Source organism: Paenibacillus sp. MB22_1, from assembly GCF_047200555.1.
Classification (GTDB): Bacteria; Bacillota; Bacilli; order Paenibacillales; family Paenibacillaceae; genus Fontibacillus; species Fontibacillus phoenicis.
Genome location: NZ_JBLADV010000002.1, coordinates 1,990,844 through 2,012,902 on the forward strand (window position 1 = coordinate 1,990,844; position 22,059 = coordinate 2,012,902).

21 protein-coding genes are annotated in these 22,059 nt (G+C 52.3%); 19 read left to right on the plus strand and 2 right to left on the minus strand.

Annotated elements, in window-relative coordinates; all coding sequences use genetic code 11:
* The first annotated feature begins 151 nt into the window (after positions 1-151).
* The 17 genes from coxB to ACL02P_RS21015 all read left to right on the plus strand — a co-directional run bounded on the left by coxB (position 152) and on the right by ACL02P_RS21015 (position 15,377).
* Entirely contained in the window at positions 152-1,210 is a 1,059-nt protein-coding gene (coxB, locus tag ACL02P_RS20935; protein WP_009224057.1) for a cytochrome c oxidase subunit II, read from the plus strand.
* Positions 1,211-1,308: 98 nt separating this feature from the next.
* Positions 1,309-3,159, plus strand: coding sequence for a cytochrome c oxidase subunit I (gene ctaD / locus ACL02P_RS20940; RefSeq protein ID WP_050769715.1), 1,851 nt, complete (start codon positions 1,309-1,311; stop codon positions 3,157-3,159).
* The gene (locus ACL02P_RS20945) at positions 3,156-3,782 is read left to right on the plus strand and encodes a cytochrome (ubi)quinol oxidase subunit III (RefSeq protein WP_009224059.1); all 627 of its coding nucleotides are present in this window, start codon (positions 3,156-3,158) and stop codon (positions 3,780-3,782) included. The genes ctaD and ACL02P_RS20945 overlap by 4 nt, the downstream gene beginning before the upstream one ends.
* Positions 3,783-3,785: 3 nt before the next feature.
* On the plus strand, positions 3,786-4,106 hold the full coding sequence (locus ACL02P_RS20950; protein ID WP_009224060.1) for a cytochrome C oxidase subunit IV family protein: 321 nt from the start codon (positions 3,786-3,788) through the stop codon (positions 4,104-4,106).
* Between the two features lie 185 nt (positions 4,107-4,291).
* On the plus strand, positions 4,292-5,239 hold the full coding sequence (gene ctaG / locus ACL02P_RS20955; RefSeq protein WP_009224061.1) for a cytochrome c oxidase assembly factor CtaG: 948 nt from the start codon (positions 4,292-4,294) through the stop codon (positions 5,237-5,239).
* Between the two features lie 74 nt (positions 5,240-5,313).
* Positions 5,314-5,778, plus strand: coding sequence for a DUF420 domain-containing protein (locus tag ACL02P_RS20960; protein WP_260071548.1), 465 nt, complete (start codon positions 5,314-5,316; stop codon positions 5,776-5,778).
* Between the two features lie 451 nt (positions 5,779-6,229).
* Positions 6,230-6,952: a hypothetical protein gene (locus tag ACL02P_RS20965; RefSeq protein ID WP_260071547.1), complete on the plus strand. Its 723-nt coding sequence runs from the start codon at positions 6,230-6,232 to the stop codon at positions 6,950-6,952.
* A gap of 45 nt (positions 6,953-6,997) precedes the next feature.
* On the plus strand, positions 6,998-7,411 hold the full coding sequence (locus tag ACL02P_RS20970) for a GntR family transcriptional regulator (RefSeq protein ID WP_009224064.1): 414 nt from the start codon (positions 6,998-7,000) through the stop codon (positions 7,409-7,411).
* The gene (locus ACL02P_RS20975; RefSeq protein WP_260071546.1) at positions 7,411-8,343 is read left to right on the plus strand and encodes an ABC transporter ATP-binding protein; all 933 of its coding nucleotides are present in this window, start codon (positions 7,411-7,413) and stop codon (positions 8,341-8,343) included. The genes ACL02P_RS20970 and ACL02P_RS20975 overlap by 1 nt, the downstream gene beginning before the upstream one ends.
* Before the next feature lie 39 nt (positions 8,344-8,382).
* Positions 8,383-9,288, plus strand: a complete 906-nt coding sequence (locus tag ACL02P_RS20980; protein WP_009224066.1) for an ABC transporter ATP-binding protein — start codon at positions 8,383-8,385, stop codon at positions 9,286-9,288.
* On the plus strand, positions 9,281-10,564 hold the full coding sequence (locus ACL02P_RS20985; protein WP_260071545.1) for an ABC transporter permease: 1,284 nt from the start codon (positions 9,281-9,283) through the stop codon (positions 10,562-10,564). Before ACL02P_RS20980 ends, ACL02P_RS20985 begins: the two co-directional genes overlap by 8 nt.
* Positions 10,565-11,163: 599 nt before the next feature.
* Entirely contained in the window at positions 11,164-12,456 is a 1,293-nt protein-coding gene (ltrA, locus tag ACL02P_RS20990; protein ID WP_009226730.1) for a group II intron reverse transcriptase/maturase, read from the plus strand.
* A gap of 231 nt (positions 12,457-12,687) precedes the next feature.
* Entirely contained in the window at positions 12,688-12,975 is a 288-nt protein-coding gene (locus tag ACL02P_RS20995) for a hypothetical protein (RefSeq protein ID WP_260071544.1), read from the plus strand.
* A gap of 95 nt (positions 12,976-13,070) precedes the next feature.
* Entirely contained in the window at positions 13,071-13,343 is a 273-nt protein-coding gene (locus ACL02P_RS21000; RefSeq protein ID WP_036644478.1) for a metal-sensitive transcriptional regulator, read from the plus strand.
* 12 nt (positions 13,344-13,355) lie between these two features.
* Positions 13,356-13,676 carry a rhodanese-like domain-containing protein gene (locus ACL02P_RS21005; RefSeq protein WP_036644481.1) on the plus strand — a complete coding sequence of 107 codons (321 nt, stop codon included), beginning with the start codon at positions 13,356-13,358 and terminating at the stop codon, positions 13,674-13,676.
* A 5-nt stretch (positions 13,677-13,681) separates the two neighbouring features.
* Positions 13,682-14,089, plus strand: coding sequence for a rhodanese-like domain-containing protein (locus tag ACL02P_RS21010; RefSeq protein ID WP_232282242.1), 408 nt, complete (start codon positions 13,682-13,684; stop codon positions 14,087-14,089).
* 268 nt (positions 14,090-14,357) lie between these two features.
* Positions 14,358-15,377 carry a phosphodiester glycosidase family protein gene (locus ACL02P_RS21015; RefSeq protein WP_397376637.1) on the plus strand — a complete coding sequence of 340 codons (1,020 nt, stop codon included), beginning with the start codon at positions 14,358-14,360 and terminating at the stop codon, positions 15,375-15,377.
* A 94-nt stretch (positions 15,378-15,471) separates the two neighbouring features.
* On the opposite strand, the gene ACL02P_RS21020 is transcribed toward ACL02P_RS21015, so the two are convergent.
* Complete coding sequence (locus ACL02P_RS21020) at positions 15,472-16,377, minus strand: AraC family transcriptional regulator (protein ID WP_009224072.1); 906 nt, start codon at positions 16,375-16,377, stop codon at positions 15,472-15,474.
* A 148-nt stretch (positions 16,378-16,525) separates the two neighbouring features.
* Between ACL02P_RS21020 and ACL02P_RS21025 the strand changes: the two genes are divergently transcribed.
* Positions 16,526-17,962 carry an MATE family efflux transporter gene (locus ACL02P_RS21025; protein WP_260071543.1) on the plus strand — a complete coding sequence of 479 codons (1,437 nt, stop codon included), beginning with the start codon at positions 16,526-16,528 and terminating at the stop codon, positions 17,960-17,962.
* Positions 17,963-18,042: 80 nt separating this feature from the next.
* Here the strand turns inward: ACL02P_RS21025 and ACL02P_RS21030 are convergent, their stop codons facing one another.
* A complete protein-coding gene (locus ACL02P_RS21030) occupies positions 18,043-19,914 on the minus strand; it encodes an LTA synthase family protein (RefSeq protein ID WP_260071542.1) in 1,872 nt (623 codons plus the stop codon).
* Between the two features lie 280 nt (positions 19,915-20,194).
* Here ACL02P_RS21030 and ACL02P_RS21035 point away from each other — a divergent pair, with 280 nt between their 5' ends.
* A complete protein-coding gene (locus ACL02P_RS21035) occupies positions 20,195-21,541 on the plus strand; it encodes an ISLre2-like element ISTco1 family transposase (protein WP_412837013.1) in 1,347 nt (448 codons plus the stop codon).
* Positions 21,542-22,059 lie beyond the last annotated feature (518 nt).

Genomic DNA, 22,059 nt, shown 5'->3' on the forward strand with positions numbered 1-22,059 from the left:
GACAAACGAGGGGTTCAATCATATATTTAATAGGTGATTGTTGTAATTGACAGGAATGTAGTTTCCGTGATAGACAGGTGGATTTTTGAGCTGCGCAGGCTGGAAATCTCTGTGATGCTGCGGAAGAAAACGTAAGAAGTGGGGTAGATCAATGATGAAACCTTGGAAGGCTGTTAAGCGGCTAGTACCTTTGTTTGCCATGCTAGCGTTGCTCTTGTCCGCATGCGGCCGTGAAGACCTGTCCGTGCTCAGACCACAGGGTCCAGTAGCTGAAGGGCAGCTCGGATTAATTAAACTGTCGATTACGATCATGATAGTTGTCATGCTGATCGTATTCGGGATCGCGGCTTACGTGTGGATCAAGTATCGCCGTAAACCGGGGCAAAACGACATTCCAAAGCAAGTTGAAGGCAACCATAAGCTGGAGATCATCTGGACTGCGATTCCGTTGGTTCTGGTACTGATTCTGGCGGTTGCAACGGTACAGAAAGTATTTGCTTTTGGCGAGGATTACTCGAAGGATGCCAATGCGGTGAAGATCAAAGTCACTTCGCATTTGTTCTGGTGGGAGTTCACCTATCCGGATTACGGCATTACGACCGCCCAGGATATGATTATCCCTACGGGCAAGAAGATTGCGCTTGAGCTGAAGACAGCGGACGTGCTGCACTCCTTCTGGGTGCCTTCACTCGCCGGCAAAACGGATACGAATACGGACGGAACGATTAATAAAGCTTGGCTGGAAGCCACGAACGAAGGGGTTTACCTCGGGAAGTGCGCCGAGCTGTGCGGGAAATCCCATGCTTTCATGGAGTTTAAAGTCAAGGCGGTTAGCCCAGAGTCCTTTGACCGTTGGGTTGAAGCGATGAAGGCGCCAGTACAAACGATTCAGGATCCAGCCGTTGCGGAAGTATTTAAGACGCAATGCTTGAGCTGCCACGCTATCGGTGACCAAGGCGGACCAGTTGGACCAAACCTGACGGGGATCGGCAGCAGAGAGACGGTTGCGAGCATTTTACATAATGCAGAAGCGTCCGGCAAACCGATCGACGGCAAACCGGTTAAGGATAATTTGGTGGAATGGCTGATGGATCCGCAAAAGGTAAAACCGGGCAACAAAATGCCAAGTCCGAAGGAAGATCTCGGATTAACGGATGCTGAAATCGAAGCCATCGCCGACTACTTGGCTAACAGCAAATTATCTTATTAATCTTGCGTGCCTCTATGGACGGCATGGATGGATAGGAATTAAAAGAGGGGGTACAAACCTTGGCTCATGCTCACACTGTCAAGCGGCACAAGGGGTTAATGGACTGGTTGACGACGGTCGATCACAAGAAAATCGCCATTTTGTATTTAGTGGCGGGCGGTTTGTTCTTTGGGATCGGCGGTATCGAAGCATTGCTGATCCGCGTGCAGCTGGCAAAACCGATGAATGATTTTGTTACGGCACAGCAATTTAACGAATTGATTACGATGCACGGCACAACGATGATTTTCCTTGGCGTTATGCCGGTTATCTTCGCCCTGATGAACGCGGTGATTCCGCTGCAAATCGGGGCTCGGGATGTGGCGTTCCCTTTCTTGAACGCTCTCGGATTTTGGACATTCCTGTTCGGTGGACTGCTGCTGAACCTGAGCTGGGTGATGGGCGGTGCACCGGATGCGGGTTGGACCTCGTACACGCCGCTGTCGAGTACGACGTACAGCTTGACGCATGGGGTTGACTTCTACACGATCGGCTTGCAGATTGCTGGTCTAGGGACACTGATCGGCGGTATTAACTTCCTAGCGACGATCATTACGATGCGCGCGCCGGGGATGTCTTTTATGCGGATGCCGATGTTTACTTGGACGACGTTCGTGACGTCCGCGATGATCCTGTTCGCTTTCCCGGCGATCACGGTAGGTCTGGTGCTGTTGACGTTCGACCGGATTCTCGGCGCGAACTTCTTTAATGTAGAAAGCGGCGGTAACCCGGTGTTGTGGCAGCATATTTTCTGGATTTTCGGACACCCCGAAGTTTACATTTTGATTTTGCCAGCGTTTGGGGTTATCTCCGAAGTTGTTAGTACGTTCTCGCGTAAGCGGTTGTTCGGTTATAGCTCGATGGTGTTCGCTACGATCCTGATCGCCTTCCTGGGCTTCATGGTTTGGGCGCACCATATGTTTACGACAGGGATGGGGCCGGTGGCCAATGCGCTGTTCTCCATCGCTACGATGCTGATCGCTGTTCCGACGGGGATCAAAATCTTCAACTGGTTGTTTACGATGTGGGGCGGTCAAATCCGCTTTACGACGGCCAACCTGTTCGCTTCCGGTTTTATCCCGACGTTCGTTATGGGCGGGGTTACCGGGGTAATGCTGGCTTCGGCGCCGGCAGACTATCAATATCATGATACTTACTTCGTAGTAGCGCATTTCCACTACGTTATCGTAGGCGGTCTGGTTCTGGGCTTGTTCGCCGGACTGCATTACTGGTGGCCGAAGATGTTTGGCCGCGTCCTGAATGAGAAGCTTGGCAAATGGGAGTTCTGGACCTTTATTATTGGCTTCCATATGACGTTCTTCGTACAGCATTTCCTTGGCTTGCTTGGGATGCAACGCCGTGTATTTACGTATTTGCCGAACCAAGGCTTTGACCTGTTGAACTTGATCAGTACGATCGGCGCGTTCTTGATGGGCGTCGGGGTCATCTTGTTCCTGGTGAATATTGCGATTACGGCGAGACAACCAAAAGGCGTTCCGGGCGATGTCTGGGAAGACGGACGGACGCTGGAATGGTCGATTGCTTCTCCACCGGAAGAATACAACTTCAAGCAAATTCCGCTGGTTCGCGGGATTGATGCTTTCTGGAAAGAGAAGATGGCTGGCAACAAAGAAATGACGCCGGCTGAGCCGGTTGGTCCGATTCATATGCCTTCGCCGACGATTCTTCCATTTATCATGTCGGTAGGTTTGTTTATTGCCGGTCTGGGCTTTATGTTCGCTAACGACGATTTTGGTAACGGTGCGATGAACTTCCTGTTCAACAATTACATCGTAGTAGGGCTCGGCTTGGCGATCACGTTCTTGTCGATGCTGCTCCGTTCCTTGTTTGACGATCACGGCTGGCACATCGAACCGGATGAACTGAATGGGAAGGAGGTCAAAGCATGAGTACGCCAAACACATCGCATGTAGCAGGTACGCTGCCGCACGAACCGGAGAAGGCGACGCTGGAAGGCCGTAATAAAATTTTGGGCTTCTGGTTGTTTCTCGGAGGCGAGGCCGTCCTGTTTGGTACCTTGTTTGCAACCTTCCTGACATTGCGGAATCAAATCGCGGATGGCCCGTCCGCAAGTGAGCTGTTTAACTTGGGGATCACGGCCGCTGCAACCTTTATCCTCTTGGTCAGCAGTTTGACGAGTGTGTTCGCCATTCAGGCGATGCACCGGGGAGACAAAGGCAAGCTGGCAGGCTGGTTGGCTGTAACTGTTCTGCTTGGCCTGGCCTTCCTTGTGCTGGAGATTTATGAGTTTGCTGAGTATGTCCTGCATGAAGACTACGGCATGACAACAAGTGCGTTCAGTTCGGCGTTCTATACGCTGGTTGGCTTCCACGGCGCGCACGTGTTGTTCGGGATTTTGTGGATTTCCCTGCTCATCGGGCAACTCTTTAAAAAAGGTCTGACCGTTGTCACGGCACCGAAGATTTACGTGTCGGCCATTTACTGGCACTTCATCGACGTTGTCTGGGTGTTCATTTTCACGGTTGTCTACCTGCTCGGAAAGGTGGTCTAACGGATGGTCAATCAGGAATCAAACGGTTCGCCGGCGGTAAAGCACCGTCAGCGGCATGAAGGTCCGGAGAAACATATTATCGCGTTTATTTTCTCCATCGTTCTGACCCTGATCGCTTTTGCAGCGGTTGCGGCCGGCGGAGTGAATACCGCGTTCACCGTCATTTTGCTGCTGGTGATGGCGGTACTGCAGGTGCTGGTTCAACTGGGTTACTGGATGCACATGAAGGATAAGGGGCATTTGATCCCGATCCTCTTCATGGCCGGCGGATTTTTCGTCGCATTTACCGCGATTATTGCCGCTTTATATTGGATGTGGTGGTAAAGGGAGAAGAGGAGGCTTTCGCCGTTGGCGGGCCCCCTCTTTTGCGAGTTCATCTGCACAGTTAGGATATGTATGGCACAAAAACGGTACCTTCCCGCTTGGGATGCTGTCACCGTTTTTGTCGTATTTGCCCCCTTGTTCACAATTTGGACAGAACTAAGCGCGCTGCGGAAGGAGGGTTTGCCGTGCTGGGGTTAGAATATTTTAATTTCACAGCGGTCTGGAGCCCGGTATTTTTGGCTTTCATGCTGCTGGTCACGGCCGGATATTTCGTGTTAATTGGGCCGGGAGCTGAGAAATGGGCAGAGGGTGAAGTCCACGTTCCAGCGAGACGGAAAGTGTTGTTCGTCACCGGGATGCTGCTGCTCTATCTGGCTCAAGGCGGCCCGGTGGAACTGCTCGGCCATATGATGTTCAGCTTCCATATGCTCAGCATGGCGATGTCCTATCTGTTGGCGCCGCCGCTGTTAATGCTGGGGCTTCCCCCTTGGGTTTGGCGCCGTGTGACGGCGTTTCTGGCTTCAAGCCCGCTCAGGGCACTGAAGTTTCTGGCTCGCCCGGTGGTGGCAGCTGTGGTGTTTAACGGGTTGTTTTCGTTTTATCATCTGCCGGTCGTGCATGATTATGTGATGCTTCATTTCGGGGTGCATCGCCTGTACTATGTCGTATTGTTTATCGCGGCAGTTCTCATGTGGTGGACGCTGGTGAATCCGCTGCCCGAGCGGGCAGGGGTTCAGGGGCTCAAGAAGATGGGCTTTATCTTCCTCAACATGGTGCTGCTCACGCCAGCCTGCGGCTTGATCATCTTTGCGGACGAGCCGCTGTACGCGACTTACAGCGATCCGGCTGTCTGGGCGCGGGCGATGGGTTATTGCGTTGCCGGCGACCCGGCGCAGCTGCTTCGTCAGTTCGGCGGCCCGCAATTTTTTGGCTACCTGCAGCCCAACATCGATCAGCAGGTCGGTGGAATCCTGATGAAATTCATTCAGGAATTCATCTTTGCGTCGATGCTGGCGTACGTGTTTTACCATTGGTACAAGCAGGAAAACCGCGAGAACGACGAGGAAGAAGCGGAGGGAGCTGCGTTGTCTAACTCTTCGCTGAATCCACCCCCGCCTCAGACCGGATCTTAAATCTGTGGGATGGGAGTCCGGCCTGCGAATTGGGGTCAGAAGGTTACCTCACAAAACGTTTAGGAGGATGCAAATTGGATCTGTTCACGTTATTTCCGACGCTCAGCACATCGTTTATCGTCATTAGTGCCGTGCTGGTAGCGATCGGTTGGGGGCTCATCATTAAAGGGAAACGGGAAGCTCACAAGAGGACGATGATTGCTGCGGCCGTCGCTGCGCTTCTGTTCTTCCTGATCTATATGTCGCGGACCGTATTTATCGGCAATACCTCATGGGGCGGACCAGATAGCCTCAAAGGCTATTATCAGACGTTCCTCGCCTTCCATATCGTCCTGGCAACCGTTGCGGCCGTATTTGGCATCACCACGCTGGTGCTTGGCTTCAAGGAGAAATACGCCAAACACCGCAAATGGGGACGAGTCACCTCGGTCATCTGGTTCTGCACGGCGATTACCGGCGTAGTCGTTTATGTGCTGCTGTATATGTTGTATCCGGGCGGCCATACGAAGCCGGTGTGGGAAGTCATTTTGGGAATGTAAATGATCGTTAGTTTGGACTGGATCCTATCAAAGGCCAATGGCCGATTCGTGAAGAATCGCGCTGTTGGCTTTTTTTTAAGATATCAGAAAGTATAAACTTCGGGGCATTGGCATCCTGATATCGCAAGAAAAACTACCGCTAACCGCGGTCTGTCTTCCTAGAATATACGTCGATAGGCGTTTTTCTTAAGATATCAGAAAGTATAAACTTCGGGGCATTGGCATCCTGATATCGCAAGAAAAACTACCGCTAACCGCGGTCTGTCTTCCTAGAATATACGTCGATAGGCGTTTTTCTTATGCGGGTGGAAGGAGCATTGACACGAAAATGAGCACAGATTATACTGTGTATAAAGATATAAACAGTAAGCACAGTGATTATCACACCCTGTCGACGAACATCAATCACGAACGAAGGACGACGATGGGATTGAAAAGAGGTGGATAGACGATGGATAGTTGGAAGGGTGCTTGGGCGATCTTCAAAAAAGATTTGCGAAACGATCGGCTCTATCTCATTTGGAACGTCATCTTTATGCTGTACATTTCGCTGATGCTCGGCATCTTCATCGGAACCCGGGAGGAAGCCGAGTACGTGATGAATCCGATGGGCGATTTCATGATGCTGATGATCGTTCCGTTCACAGGGTTCTTTTTTACCCGGCGGTCATTTAACTATATTCGGGAAAATTCGTATACCCAAATGCTGCGATATTATCGCGTGTTGCCGATTTCCTTGCGGACGGTGCTGAGAAGCAGGCTGATCCAGTTAGGGGCGGCGATGCTGCTGAACGGCATATTGTTTTACGGCGGCCTTTATCTGGTCACGTATCTGATGAATAGTATGATGTGGGATTTTGGAGCCTTTCTCGTGTTTTGCTTCACTTGGACCGGGTACAGCTTACTGATCAACGGGTTGTTCATCTTTTGCGAGCTTCTGACGAGCGGCAAAGTTTATTTAGGGTTAACGTTCCTGCTCATGCTGGTGTTGGGGGGAGCCGCTTTGGTTATGAATTTGCTTGACTTCAACCTGCTGGCGTTCATCTTGGAAAGCTCCCGGCGTTACGTGATCTTGTCACCAGTGATGTGGTGCTCCTTAGCTATCGGCGGTCTCGGATTCACTTACCTGTTATCGTTGACGCGGCGAAAACTGCTGCAGCGGGATTTGGCCTAAAGATGGCACGGAAATACGGGAGTAAGGCGGAGGTGAGCAAGAAAGGTGTGGATTCCCATTCAAATCAACGAAAATAGCGCTGCGCCGCTTTATCATCAAATAGAGTCGCAGCTTCGCTCCCTGATCGTCAGCGGCCAAATCGAAGAAGGTACGTTGCTGCCTTCGATTCGGGAATTTGCCGGCGCCTTAAACTGCAGCGTCATTACGGTACGCCGGGTTTATCAAGATTTAGAGGCCGAGGGATTGCTTCGGACGCGGCAGGGAACAGGTACGTTTGTCGCCAAGGTCAGCGCGGACGAACGTGATGAATACCGCACCGCAGTTGTGAAGGAAGCGCTGGAGAAGGCGGTGGATACCGGGAAATCGATGCAATACGAGGCGGAAGAGTTAAAGCAGCTTTTTTTGCAGGTCATGCAACAGAAATATAACTCAAATCAAGACAAGGAGGGGGCGGATTAATGGCACAACCGATGGCGATTGAGCTGATTGGAGCGCTGAAGCAGGGCCGCCGTAAAACGATCGGGCCGTTGCATTTACAAGTACCGAAGGGGTATATCGTGGCTCTGGTTGGACCTAACGGCTCTGGAAAAAGCACGATGATGCAATTCATTCAGCAAACGCTGCGGCCGGATGCGGGGGAGATTCGTTGGTTTGGACAGTCGTTCTCCGGCGAATTGCCGCTTGAGCTGCGCCAACAAATCGGATATGTCCCGGAAGCACCAGAACCGGAAGAAAATTATATGACCGCCGAGCGCGCAGCTGAATTCCGGTCGCAATGGTATCCGACTTGGGATGAGAAACTCTTTGAGGATCTCATGAATCGGTTTGAGGTCCCAAGAAATGAACGGTTAAACCGGATGTCCAAAGGAGAGCGACGTAAATTCGAGATTGCGGCAGCGCTGGCTGCCCGGCCGAAACTGCTGCTGCTCGACGAGCCCTCCTCGGGGCTGGATCCCTTCGCTTGGAAGGGCATGATCGACGAGCTCCGGGACTTTATGGCAGGCGAGGACATGACGATTTTGATCGCGACCCATATCGTGGAGGAAGTCAAGCGGCTGGCTGACTACATTGCTTTAATCCACCAGGGGCAGGTACTCGGGATAGCCGAGAAGGATCAGCTGTTCAGCAGCTGGAAGGAGATCTGGATCCGCAGCAGCGACTGCTCGCCAAGCGATTTGCCCGAGGGAACGATTCTTCGCGTCGATGGACCGCAGGTGACGAAGCTGGTCGTCCAGGAGCAGCATGAAGGAGAACTGCAGCGGAGTCTCGCGGCGAAAGGCCTGCAGGTGATCCAGACCCGCAGCTTGGAGTTAGATGAAATTTTGCAGCTATGGATTCAAGGGCATTCACCGGCGAAGCTGGTATCCACATCCACAGCGGCATTGGTTTAATGGCATGAATCATTTTCGTAGTGAAGAAGGAGAGGGAATATGGCGAAACCATTGGTACTGGACAACGTAATGAAGCAGTTTGGCGAGAAAACGGCTGTCAACAACATTTCGCTCCAGGTAGAGGAAGGCGAGATTTACGGTTTGCTTGGCGCCAACGGTGCCGGGAAGACGACAACGATGCGGATGGTGCTGGGTTTGATCTATCCGGATGGCGGGCAGATCTTGTACAACGGTAAGCCTTACAGCCGGGAGCTGCAATCGCAAATGGGTTATCTGCCGGAGGAACGCGGCTTGTACCCGAAGGTGAAGGTCAGCGACCAAATCATCTACCTGGCCCGCTTGCGCGGCATGTCTGCGGCGGAGGCCGACAAGAGCTTGAAGTATTGGCTTGAACGGTTTGAAGTGCCGGAATACTACGATAAGAAAATCGAGGAACTGTCCAAAGGCAACCAGCAAAAAATGGGCTTTATCGCCGCGGTCGTCCATAAACCGAAAATCGTCATCATGGACGAAGCGTTTAGCGGCTTGGACCCGGTTAACGTCGAGCTGCTGAAGGCGACGGTGAAGGAGCTGCGCGATCAAGGCACCAGCATTCTGTTCTCCACCCACCGGATGGAGCATGTAGAGGAGCTGTGCCGTAACATCACGATTTTGCACCGTTCGAATACGGTGCTGCAGGGCAATTTGCAGGAGATCAAAAAACGTTATCCACGCGAAGAAGTGCTCTTGCATACAGCGGGAGAAGTAACGGGACTCGAGCGGATCGCGGGCGTGGAGAAGGTTGAGCGGAAAGAACGCGGCTATCTGGTGCGGATCTCGCAGGTATCGGCGGCGCAAGAGATTTTGCGTAGAGCGATGGAAGTCAGCGAAGTGGAGCATTTCGAGATTAAGGAGCCTACGCTGAATCAGATCTTCATTAAAGAGGTAGGTGAATCCAATGAATAAAATGGGGACGGTCGTTGGCTTTACGTTCATGAATAAAGTTCGAACGAAATCATTTATCATTACGACGCTCGTGTTGGCGCTGCTGGTGACGATCGGGCTGCATGTGCCTTATTTTATCGATAAATTTACCGGCGGGGAGGATCAACCGACGAAGATCGGCATTGTGTACGAAGGGCAGCCGGAGCTGGCGAAGTCACTTGAAGCCTACACGGAGAAGCAGCCGGCGGCAGGTTACACGCTGGTTCCTTATGAACAAGCGGACAACGCGAAACTGCTAGCGGCGATTGAAGCCGGGGAAATTGATGGTTATTTGCAATTTGCCGAAGGAGATGGCGGGGTCTTCCCAGCGGTGACCTATACCTCGAAAAAAGACAGCTTGGGAATGGGACTGCAAAATGCGCTGCAGGCAGCACTGCAGAACGTTAAGGCGGAGTATATCACGAAAGGCATGCTGACTGAGGAGCAGATCGCCGCGTTAAGCGCGCCGGTCCAAATCGATGCGGTGAAGGCTTCACCGGAATCCGGCGCTGAGGAATCGGGTCATCAGGCGAAAGCGATGGGGGCGATTAATTACGTTATCGTGTATGTGCTCATCATCTTGTTCTTCATGACCATTATGATGACGGGCAATATGATCTCGGCCGAAGTCACCGCAGAGAAAAGCTCGCGCATTATGGAAATTCTCATCACCAGCGTATCACCGCTGGCGCAAATGTTCGGGAAGATTATCGGGATGTTTTTTATCGGGCTGCTGCAAATCGCCGTTTTTGCCGGGGTGATTGCGATCAATATCTCGCTGCCGTATAACCAGCCGGTGTTGGCGGATTTCAATTTGCATCTGTCCGACATCCGCGTAGAAGTGTTAGTGCTTGGCCTGATTTTCTACATCTTGGGTTACTTCCTGTATGCGACGCTGTTTGCCGCGATCGGCTCGCTGGTCAGCCGGACCGAGGAGCTGGGGCAAGCGGTGATGCCAATTACGATGCTGTCGCTGGCGGCGTTCTATATCGGGATCTTCAGCTTGAGCACGGCAGACTCGCTGCTGATGAAGGTCAGCTCCTTCATCCCGTTCGTTTCGCCGGTCTCGATGATCGTGCGGATCGGCATCGGGGAGCCGCCGGTCTGGGAAATCGCGGCTTCGCTGATCGTCCTGGCTATTGCCATCTTCGTGTTCGGCTGGTTGTCGGCGAAGATTTACCGCACCGGCGTCCTGCTGTACGGTAAACGTCCGACCTTCAAAGAGCTGCGCAAAGCGATGAAGGCTTATAAGATCTAGATTAACTGCGCTAAGCAATCAAAGTGTATTAAGCCTTGGTAGACGTACTCTCGTCTATCAAGGCTTTTCTTGTTTGGCGTGCCCAGCTAAGCACGCATCTTCTAGCCGGTGAAAGTCCGGTCGCGGGAAGGGCCAAGCCCCCGCGTAGCTAGGATACCTACGTATGGCGAAATCTGTACGTAGAAGCGTATCGACGAAAGTACCTGTCAGAGGCAGGGCGAGCAACATACCAGGCCGTAACATGAAAGTGAATCCTGCCGCGTCGTCAAAAAGGCCTCGCAAGAGGGAAAAGAGGAAGCCGAGTCCCGCGTACATGGACGAAGGCCATGGAAGCTGCCTAGAACTTGGAGCGGCAGTGAAGAATCCTCCGGCGTAGAGGGAACGGCATGGTATGAAAGAGGATGCAGTGAACTGGGGAGGCCCTCCCCTGCACGGTTGCAGAAACCGTAAAGAGGCCTTCTATAAGCCCCAGAGGTGAAGTGAACGGTCTGCAGGAAGGGAGTCCGAGGGGCTCATAGTACCGTGGAACGCAGGACAACACAACCTGCGGGAGGGAAGGAGCCCTGCTTTGTTCAAGTTTCTTGAGGAGGTACGAGTCAGTGAATGCCAAACGGCTAACAACACCAGAGGAAAACGTTCAAGAACTCCAAGGGAAACTCGGTCATGCGGCCAAGGAGAACAAGAAGCGAAGATTTCACGCGCTGTACGACAAGGTCTATCGGGTAGACATCTTATGGGAAGCGTGGCGAAGGGTACGAGCCAACGAGGGCTCGGCAGGAGTGGATGGAGAGACGTTGGCAGACATCGAGAAACAGGGAGAAATGCGTTTTGTGCTTGAATGTCAACGGCTACTGAAAGAAGGGAAGTACCATCCACAACCCGTTAGACGCCACTACATCCCGAAGAAAGATGGCAAACTGCGACCGCTGGGGATCCCGACGGTGAGAGACCGCGTCATCCAGATGGCGACCAAACTCGTCATGGAACCCATTTTCGAGGCGGATTTTCAGGACACGTCTTTCGGTTTTCGGCCTAAGCGGAGCGCGAAACAGGCGTTGGAGCGAATCCGGAAAGCATGCAACCGCAAAGGAAATTGGGTGGTCGACGTCGACATCCAAGGCTACTTCGACAACATCAATCAGGAGAAACTGATGAAGCTGATCGAAATGCGGATCAGTGACAGGCGAATCTTGAAGTTGGTGAGGAAGTGGTTAGGTGCGGGAGTGATGGAAGAAGGAAACATCCGACGCTCAGACTTGGGTACACCGCAAGGGGGAGTGATCTCACCACTGCTGGCGAACATCTACCTGAATTACTTTGATCTTCTGTGGGAACGACATGGCGGTAAGCTTGGGGAACTGACGCGTTATGCAGATGATCTGGTGATCATCTGCAAGACGAAGAAGGACGCACAGCGGGCCTATGAACTCATACGAGCGATTATGGAACGCCTGGAATTAACCCTGCACCCCACGAAAACGCGCATCGTTGGACTTTGGACTGGGGAAGAAGGCTTCGATTTTCTGGGCATGCATCATCGAAAGACGAAGGCCGAAACATCCAAAGGCCAAGTGTACTACACAACCCAGCAGTGGTTGTGCCGGAAGGCGGAAGAGCGAATACGGGAAGGGGTAAAAGAGCGATTAGCTCCGCCAGGTATGCGACGCCTGAGTTTCGAAGAGCACGTGGAGTACCTGAATCCAAAGATTCAAGGCTGGCGCAATTACTACTACACAGCTTACAGCCAGAGGAAGATGGCGAAGTTGGATTGGTATATCCGGCAGCGGTTTGCGAAGTGGTATGCTAAGAAACACAAACGCAGACGATGGTTGAGTTCGCTGCGCGAAGTGAAGTCTTTGTCTATTCAATATGGACTTAAAACGCTCTTGTAATCTGCATGCTCATGATGACGAACATCGGAAAGCCGTATGAGGGAAAACCTCACGTACGGTTTGATGAGGAGGGGCTGGGCCCCGCCCAGCCTTTCACTCTAGCGCGGAGTTATGGTGCGTAATGCTCCAGAAGCTCGCGGGACCATCGAGTATCCCGGCTGTTAGGCGAATACATGAACCGGCATGACGCCAGCATCGCGATTTTGAATCGGGATTTTGTGCAGCTTCACTATGAACCCTAATAAAACACTGGTACTTTTGATGGCAGCCCTGGCAGCGGTATTGATGCTGAGCGCATGCGGCAATAAATCGTTAAGTGGAGCACCACAAGAGCAAAATACGACGACGAATACGTCAGGGGTCAGTGACCAGACATCGGCAAATTCCGAATCGGGAAATAACGCGGCCGCTTCGGATCAGGAGACGGGGACAAACGATAACGCAGCAGATACGACGGCGGCCCGCACCCTCGTTTACGAAGGCGCGGGCTGGGCTGTTTTTAGGGCATGTTCGGTTTGACGATAGGGGGATTATTAACTAAAATATATACCCGTGGGGGTATGATGTAATAATGCGATGTCAGGCACGAGGGATAATTGAAAGGAGTGCACGACATGTCCGAAGAACATCACTATGCAGAAGAAGTCAAACGCAGATTGAAACGAATCGAAGGTCAGGTGCGCGGGGTGCTTCGCATGATGGAGGAAGGGAAGCCATGCAAGGAAGTGGTGTGCCAGCTATCTGCAGTGCGGAGTGCTGCGGATAAGGCTTTGGCCCAAATCGTTGCGGATAACCTGCAGCAGTGTATTTTGGAGGAGCAGGCCCAAGGGGGAGACACCGCCCATTTGGTGAAGGAAGCGGTAGAGCTGCTGGTTAAGAGCCGGTAATTCGAAAAGGAGATGATCACGGTGGCGTTTCAGCCAGAAAAGGAAATAACTCCGGCCGAGCTCGTCATGCGAATGAAACGGGGCGAACAGGTTCATGTGCTGGATGTACGCGAGCCGCTTGAGTGGGCCGAAGGCCATATTTCAGGGGCTAAACATATTCCGTTGGGGCAGCTGCCAGAGCGATTTGTGGAGCTGGATCCGGAGGAAGAGCTGATCGTCGTCTGCCGCAGCGGCGGGCGGAGCAGTCTGGCGTGTGAGCTGCTCAGTGAAAGAGGCTACCGTGTGGTCAACATGACCGGCGGAATGCTGGCCTGGCAGGATGAAGTGGAGTGAGCGACATGCTGACCATGGCAGGAGGAATATTGCTTGCCGCCTGGATAATCGGATATGTACTGCGGTTGGTATGGCCTGTCTCGGGCCTAAAGTTCGTGGAGGAGAGGGCCTTATGCGGGTTCGACCTGCCGCCGCAGACGAAGATACTGGATGTCCGGGACGCGTCTTATTATGAAGAATGCCACCTGAACGGAGCGATCAACATTTCGTTAGGTCGATTACCTTTTGTATGGGCGAAGGAGCTTTCGTCTTCGGACCCTGTTCTGATTGTCGCGGACCGTCGGTCTGCGGTGATAAAAGCAGCACGAATCTTACGCAGACGAGGCTTCCGGCAGCTTTACGCCTTGCGCGGCGAAGCTTGCCGGGAAGGAGCTTCGCGGCAGCATTGTTTAGAGAAAGAACCCGCCTGTTGATGCAGGCGGGTTTTTGGTGTACAGTGAAGCGATCATGGGTCTACTTGCGAAAATGAAACTTTCAGACAACATGAACGTTTAATGTACAGCAAGTATATTAGAGAGCAGGGGAGAGACAAGCATCATGCCAACGCCTACATTACCCAGCCGCGCGAGCCGGACAAGCCCCGCGTCGGCAAAGCGGGCAACGGGGGCTAAGAAGCGTACGTCCGCCAAGAAACGGCGGAAGCGTGGATTTTTCTATCTGTTATCCCGGCTGATCCTCACGATGATGCTGATCGGGACGGCGGCCTTATTCTGGTTGTTCTTTACCCCGTCTGGGAACAATATGCGCTATTTAATGGCCGATACGCTGATTACGACGCAGCATCGCCATTGGGCCAAATATATCATCGGACAAGCTGAGCTGGACAAACGGGTCGCCGCTTACCAGGCTCAATTCGAGGAAATGGGGACGGAGAAGGACACCCATACGATTGACTTACCCGACCCGGATGATAAAGAAGACACACAAGCGGAGAAGCCGCTGATTGAAATTGAAGAGATCTCCGGCAAAAGCTATCACGGGTACGTGTTAACTGTAAACGACCCGACCAAAATCCGTTTAGGAGTTCCAGCGAAACGAGGCAAAGGAGAAAAGGTCTCCAGCATGGTGGCGCGGACCGGTGCCCTTGCCGGTGTGAACGGCGGCGGCTTTGCCGACCCGAACTGGAAGGGCAACGGCTTCAAGCCGATTGGGGTGGTCATTTCCCGAGGGAAGCTGTATTACAACGGCATCAGTTCAGGGGCAGCGACGCAGATCGTTGGCCTGGACAAGCAAGGCAAAATGATCGCTGGTAAATATACGCTGGAGGAATTGGACAAGCTGGGCATTCAGGAAGCGGTGACGTTTCAACCGCGAATTATCGTAAACGGCAAAGGACAGATCCGCAGTCAAAAAGAAGGCTGGGGCATCGCACCGCGGACGGCCATGGGGCAGCGCGAAGACGGCGCGATCCTGTTCGTCGTCATCGACGGACGTCAGCCGGGATACAGCATCGGCGCCAGCCTGTACGATGTTCAGCAGATCATGCTGGAACGCGGCGCGGTGATCGCTGCCAATTTGGACGGCGGGTCGTCAACCGTATTGGTCAAGGAAGGCGGGGAGATCGTTAACAAGCCTTCGTCCGAATACGGAGAACGTTATTTGCCAACCGCGTTTCTCGTCTTTGAGGATCCGTCCAAAGTGAACATCCCGAACATTTGGGAAGGTTTGCGTCCGCAGGACATTGATCCCGGGAAGAAGTGATGAAGTTAGCGGTTCCTGGTGACGAAATAGAAGGAGAGGCCGGGCAGAGGGAATTATCCCCTTTTGCCCGGCCTCTTTGTATGAAGTAAATCGATCAGTCCTTGCTCCAAGTGAAGCGTTGACGATATTTTCGCGGGGACATGCCTTCGGTCTTGCTGAAGCAAGCGGTGAAATAAGCGGCCTGATTAAAGCCCACCTGCTCGGCGATCCGCTCGATGGTCAGATCGGTTTGCAGAAGCAGCAGCTTGGCCTGCTGGATACGCAGCCGTTGCAAGTAGACGGCGGGCGAACAGCCAAACACCTTCTGCATACAGCGGGCGATATAGACCGGATGGAAATTGATGCTCTCCCCAAGCTTTTGCGCAGAGAAAGGCTCGTCATAATGCTCACGCAAATAGGAGGCTGCCTTTTCGGCGCAGGCCGACTGCGGAGAGAGTCCCGTATTGGTCGACAAAGCCGACAGCTCAACGATCACGTTTTGAAATAGAGCTTGCTGGCGCAACCGGACGCTGTCCAAATGGATATCGCGGTTCAAATCCGTCAGTTCCTTCAGCAGCGCGATCATTTTCTGCGGCTGGGCCAGCTTCGCATATTGGGGAAGGGGGACTGTATATGACGTCGCCGTGAACGGCGGCAGGGAAATCGAGCCAGGGGTGCCCTGATCCGTCAGGCTGCATCCGCAATGCCGGTATTCCTCCTCCTCAACTACACGCCAATCGCCCAAGAGTTGAAAATGCAGCCAATGGTGCAGCGTATCTTCCCGGCAGCCTTCCAGCGCATAGTGATAACAGTCCGGGCGGAGAATGAGCGAGTGTCCGGCGGTCACCTCGTAATCGCGGCCTTCCTCGCTGATATATAAACATCCGTACTCGACGACCAGCAGGTCGAAGGCCCCGATATTTTGCCGGCTGGGATGCTTGCCGCCGACCGGGATCACCGCCGAGCCGCTGACGATGTAATGGGGAAGTGGAGGCGCGGTAAATTCAATGATGGGAGGCAAAGGATACCCACTCCTCTTAGGTTGGAATATTGAAAAATTGAGTTGATTCAATGATACATCAAAACGGCGTTACCATCTATAATGTGTTTCATGCTAACACGATGACAGGGAATCAACGGGATTCTCCAATCTCCAGGAGGTTGTAATAATGAAGAAAGTCAATGGCGGCGAGAAGAATAAGTTCTCTCTCTGGCTGCTCGCATGGCCCATCTTTATCGAGTTGTTCCTGCAAATTTTGCTGGGGACAGTCGATACGCTGATGGTTAGCCGCATTTCCGACAATGCGGTGGCGGTCGTGGGGTTCTCGAACCAGCTGTTTAATGCGCTGACGACGCTGTTTGCAACTGTCGCTAGCGGGGCGGGGATTGTCATCGCCCAGAAGATCGGTTCGGGCCGCGAAGAGGATGCGCGAACCGTCGCGATTATCGCTTTCAAGGTGACGGCTGGGATTGGTCTTGTTCTCAGCATTTTGCTGATTGCGGTTCCGGGACCGATCGCCACCATGCTGCAGCTTCCGGATGAGCTGCTGCCTCTGGCCAAAATCTACATCTCCATCGTTGGCGGAGGCATGATTCTAACCGCGATGATTTCCCTGCTGGGTACGGCGATCCGCAACACCGGAAATACGAAAGGCCCGATGTACACGGCGGTGGGCATGAACGTTTTGCATATCCTGATGAACTATTGCTTTATCTTTGGGGCCTTTGGATTTCCGCAATGGGGGCTGACCGGCGTGGCGATTTCAACGGTAATCAGCCGCTTGGTCGCTACGGTTGTCTTGCTCTTCATTTTCCTCGGCACGTTCCAGCGGCGGATCGGCTTCAAGGACATGTCTGTCTACGATGGCAAGCTGTTTAAGGAGGTTCTGGTCATTGGCTGGCCGCTGGGAGTCAATTCGGCGAGCTGGGTGTTCTCGCAGCTGGCGATTTTCTCCTTCCTGGCGATGCTTGGCGCAACCGAGTTGGCCGCCAGAACCTATATGAATACGCTGGAGTCGTTCTGCTTTATGCTCGGCTTCTCGCTGGCGATGGCGGCGCAAATCCAGATCGCTCACCTGTACGGAGCGGGCAAAACCAAAGAAGCTTACCGCGCGGTATACCGCGTGCTGGCCTTTGGGCTGCCGCTCGTTATCGTTAATGCGTTTATCCTTGTTCTGTTTGGTCCGAAGCTGTTGGGATTGTTTACACAGGATCCCGATATCTTGGCCCTCTGTGCGGCATTGCTCTGGCTCAATCTGTTGCTGCAGCCGGGCAAAATGATCAACATGGCCCTCGGGAACTCGTTGAATGCGGTAGGGGATACGCGATATACGATGATCATTTCCTTGATCTTTATGTCCGTCGTTGCGACCGGCTGCTCGTATCTGTTTGGCGTTTCGCTCGGCTGGGGCATTATCGCCATTTACGCTTGTATGATCAGCGACGAATATATTCGGGGCGTCTTTTCGTTCTTCCGCTGGAGAGGGCGTAAGTATCTGCGCAGAAAAGAGCAGGAGCTGCTTCAAGAACGGGGATGGGCCCAGGAAGACCAAGGCCAGGGGCAAGGAAATCAGGCGATGGACGGAGTTGCTCCTTCGGCGTTATAAAGTGTGAGAATAAAAGATGAGCCGCAGGGCGGCCCGGGAAGGGCGCCTGCGGCTCTTTCTGTTTTTTGTGGCAAGATATCCTACTCTTTCTCTCGGTCAGGCAGCTGCTTCACGTAGCTGTCGCTGAGACGGAGCAGTTCAAGCGCACGGTTATATTCGCTTTCCGTCGTTAACGCTTGGGTCACACCGTCCTTGGGGAGCGGATACTTCGTACCGTCATCATACCAAACCCCTGGGATAAACAGCGCCTGGTCGTTGATAAACGAGCCGGATGGCAGATAGTAACGCTGCGGTAACAGGTTGTAAGATGTTTGGTTCAGCAAATCCTCACCAAAATGAATATGATTATCGAGATTGATGCCAAACAGGTTGGCTACCGTCGGCAGGATATCCACTTGGCCGCCGACATTGTCCATGACATCTGGCATATCGGTACCCGGCACATGAAGAAGCAGCGGGATATTGATCATATCAATATAGCTGTAATCCCGGCCATAAATTTCTTTCATTAGCTCAAGTCCATGTTTGTCTAGCGAATACATTGGCAAGCCGAGATGGTCACCGTAAATGACAACCACGCTGTTGTCCCAGATGCCTCTTTGCTTCAGATCCTCGATAAATTGACCGAGTGCGTAGTCCGCATAGCTTTGCGCCCGCAAATAATCGCCAACCATATTGTCTTGGTAACGTTCAGGCAACTGAATCTTATCCTTGTCATGCGGTGTTGTAAACGGATGGTGAGCCGTCATCGAGATCACTTGAGTATAGAAAGGCTGTCCCGTTTGCTGCATGCGATCCAGCTCTTCAGCTGTCTTCTTGTAGAGCACTTCATCCGAAGGGCCAAAGAAGACGGTGTCTTCGGTACCAAACCATTTCTGGTCATAATAGCGGTTGAAGCCAATCGCTTTGTACAATTCGCCGCGGTTCCAGAAATCAACGACATTCGTGTGGAACGTTGCCGTATCATACCCTTGATCCCGCATCAGCTTCGGCAAGCTTGGCAGATCCTTGTCCGGATAGTTTTGCGTTGCGGCCTCATTGTACGGAATGTAGAACGAGGTGTTCACAACAAACTCGGCATCAGAGGTGTTCCCTTGTCCGACCATTTGATAGAAATGCTTGAAATAGGTGTTTTCCTTAACAAGTTTATTCATGTTTGGCGTGACTTCCTGACCATCGATCTTCAGGTCAATCAGGAAGTTCTGGAACGATTCCATCTGAATGATGATCAGGTTTTTGCCTTTGGCCGCACCAAAATATTTCGGTTCCGCTGGGATGGTAATGCCTTTCAGGTTATTGATTTTCTCTTGCGAGATCTGGTCCTTGTCAACCAGTTCTTCCTTCTTGGCGCTGGAGAAAATCGTGTACGTTTCATAGTTCAGGATGCCCATTTGCTCGGCCTGTTTGATCTCATTCATGCTGGCCCGGTTCGGCCATACATTAAAGATACACAGCAGCAGGGAAAAGGCGAAAATTCCGGTAATGACGCCGGTGCTGGCTTTTCTTAGATTAAATAAAGCTTTTAGCTTCTCGGCGCGTTTCTTCCGGAACAACCAGAAGCCGATCACCACGATGTCCATAAAGATCAGCAGATAATAAGGCGCCAGCAGGGAGAACACGCTGTTCTTCACCGCGGTGACTTGATTCACCTGCTGCAGGGCAGTGTAATTCACGATAACCCCATAATATTTATGGTACATAACAGCGGCGAAGAAAATGGCTGTAACGATCAAATTGACGGTTAAATAAAGGCCGATCTTACGTTTGGAGGAGAACCATTCAATCAAGCAGAACAAAATCCAGATAAACGGGATTTCCTTCAACAATGGCCCCCAAGCGGGTACTACATCAAAGATAGCCGTCCAGACGAGATAAATCTTGAAGATCATAATGACAGAGAAAAAGACAAACGGCTTGATGCTGGCGAGCCGGATGCGATTGAACTGTGACACTTCGTTTCCTTCCTTTCCGTAAAAACTCCTTAGTTGAAATTAATGCCGAGTTTACAATTTTAACACCCCATATATAATACATGAAATGGCCGCAAGAATAAAATTAATCAATTCACTCAATTAGCAAGATATTCCACTTAAAGCCGTATGCAACGCGTCGAAAGCGATAGTGTAAAATCTCTGTGGGTGTAGGAATTGGAAAAAGCGGATATAGAAAAAGAGCTTCTCCCTTGGTAAAGTGATGTTTGACGCACAACACACCAAGAAGGAGGAAGCTCCTGTGAGCCACTTTACCACAATAATGCCGACGATGAAAGAGATTGAGCAATGGATTTTCCGGAAAATGCAGGAGGAATTCGCTCGTGCGATGAAGCAGGTACTGGAGGCGCTGGATCAGCAGATCCTGGAGGAACGGGACCGAGAGCGTTATCGAGTAAAGGACGAGCGTGAAACAAGCGTCAACACAGTGTTCGGGAATGTGCGCTTTAAGCGGAGATTGTACTGTGACCGTAGAAGCGGCAAACACGTGTATCTGCTGGATCAGCTGTTGCAATTCGAAGGGCGCGGGAAAGTCAGTCCGCATTTGGAAGAGACAGCAATCGCATTCGCAAGCCAAGGACCGTCGTACCGGGACAGCGCAAAGCGGCTGGAGCAGCTTTTGGGCTACAATGTGCTGAGCCACCAAGCGATCAGGGAAAAACTGATGGAGCGTGCGCAACAGCCGATGCCAGCGGTGAAACGGCGCGCTGCCCGCGTGCTGTTCGTGGAAGTGGATGGGCTGTACACGAAGCTGCAGCGGAGCAAAAAGCGCGGGATGGAGAACGCAATTGCAGTCGTACACGAAGGCTGGGAGAAGAACGGCAAGCGGGTACAGCTGAAGAACAAACAGCATTACCTGCATACGAGCGGCGGCGACTTCTGGGAAGGGTTCGGGGACTTTCTGGTGGAGCGTTACGAAATCGACGAGAACACGTGGCTTGTGGTGAACGGAGACGGCGCGGCGTGGATCGGGGAATGTACATCCTACTTTCACCAATGTCTGTACATGCTGGACCGCTTTCATGTGGCGCGTGATTTGAAACGCTTTGTCGGTCATTTGCCGCAGGTGTGGGAGACCGTGAGACGGTCTTTGGCCAAACAGGATGCAGCCGCGCTTATGGCGGTCCTGGAAGGCGTGTCGGAGCAAGAGATAGCGGAAGAGAACCGGAAGGATTGGAAGCCGTATAAAAGATTTCTAAAGCGGCATGAGAAGCATTTGGACGACTACCGAAAAACACTCCAGGCGAAGGGGATCGACACAAGCGGCATGCGCCCGATGGGAAGCGCGGAATCGCAGATGCGTATATTCGCCAAGCGGACGAAGCGTGGCGGGTACAGTTGGAGTGAGCGAGGCGTCAGGGCGATGCTGAGGACGATGATGAGGATTCAAGAAGCGGGCACGGTGGTAAGAACGGTTGAAGGACAAGCGAGTAAGCAGGCAACGCCGCAGCAGTCGATAAACATGCGGCAATTGCTCAAGAACGTGACGCAACCGGTCAAGGGTTGTATCGCTGGAATGATTCGCATGCTGCAAGGACCGAAGCAAAGCAGCACAACGGGTATGGCACTCAAAGCACTTCGCGGATAACGGCAAAAAATTCTGACAAATCACTTGTGTTTGATGAAAGAACGAAGCAAAGCGCTTACAAGGAAGAGGTTCCTTCGGGGTTCGCGTTCCAGGCATCTTAAATGACTGCCCACGCTAGCTTGACACTGACGTCGAAAGCCGTATTATTGACGGATAACGCCCCTTTTTGGTAAATTAAACGTATTCCTTCTTTTCGGAATAATGCTTCGTGATCGAAAGAGGAGAGATCTTGATGTCGGTGAAGGTTCTTAACTAGTAATTTCATAGGGACAGAGACACGAGTACAGGAACGTGCCGCTTGAGTTTTAAGCGCGCATGTATTTTTCCGTACGCTTGTTTCGGTCTATGAATAGTTAAGAACACACGCGAAAGCATCTTGCAGCTCCCCATTAGCTGCCGTTATCTTGATAACGATCAAGCCGTGCTGTTTTCAGCACGGCTTTTTTGATTACCCGGATCGGCAGAGAGCGGGAGAAGTATAGGCAAAGGATGGCATACGTGCGTCCTTTGCCTTTTTT

Coding starts and splice junctions, on each gene's coding strand:
- coxB (WP_009224057.1), top strand. CDS start 152: ATGATGAAACCTTGGAAGGCTGTTAAGCGGCTAGTACCTTTGTTTGCC.
- ctaD (WP_050769715.1), top strand. CDS start 1,309: ATGGACTGGTTGACGACGGTCGATCACAAGAAAATCGCCATTTTGTAT.
- ACL02P_RS20945 (WP_009224059.1), top strand. CDS start 3,156: ATGAGTACGCCAAACACATCGCATGTAGCAGGTACGCTGCCGCACGAA.
- ACL02P_RS20950 (WP_009224060.1), top strand. CDS start 3,786: ATGGTCAATCAGGAATCAAACGGTTCGCCGGCGGTAAAGCACCGTCAG.
- ACL02P_RS20965 (WP_260071547.1), top strand. CDS start 6,230: ATGGATAGTTGGAAGGGTGCTTGGGCGATCTTCAAAAAAGATTTGCGA.
- ACL02P_RS20975 (WP_260071546.1), top strand. CDS start 7,411: ATGGCACAACCGATGGCGATTGAGCTGATTGGAGCGCTGAAGCAGGGC.
- ACL02P_RS20980 (WP_009224066.1), top strand. CDS start 8,383: ATGGCGAAACCATTGGTACTGGACAACGTAATGAAGCAGTTTGGCGAG.
- ACL02P_RS20985 (WP_260071545.1), top strand. CDS start 9,281: ATGAATAAAATGGGGACGGTCGTTGGCTTTACGTTCATGAATAAAGTT.
- ACL02P_RS20995 (WP_260071544.1), top strand. CDS start 12,688: ATGAACCCTAATAAAACACTGGTACTTTTGATGGCAGCCCTGGCAGCG.
- ACL02P_RS21000 (WP_036644478.1), top strand. CDS start 13,071: ATGTCCGAAGAACATCACTATGCAGAAGAAGTCAAACGCAGATTGAAA.
- ACL02P_RS21005 (WP_036644481.1), top strand. CDS start 13,356: ATGATCACGGTGGCGTTTCAGCCAGAAAAGGAAATAACTCCGGCCGAG.
- ACL02P_RS21010 (WP_232282242.1), top strand. CDS start 13,682: ATGCTGACCATGGCAGGAGGAATATTGCTTGCCGCCTGGATAATCGGA.
- ACL02P_RS21015 (WP_397376637.1), top strand. CDS start 14,358: ATGATGCTGATCGGGACGGCGGCCTTATTCTGGTTGTTCTTTACCCCG.
- ACL02P_RS21025 (WP_260071543.1), top strand. CDS start 16,526: ATGAAGAAAGTCAATGGCGGCGAGAAGAATAAGTTCTCTCTCTGGCTG.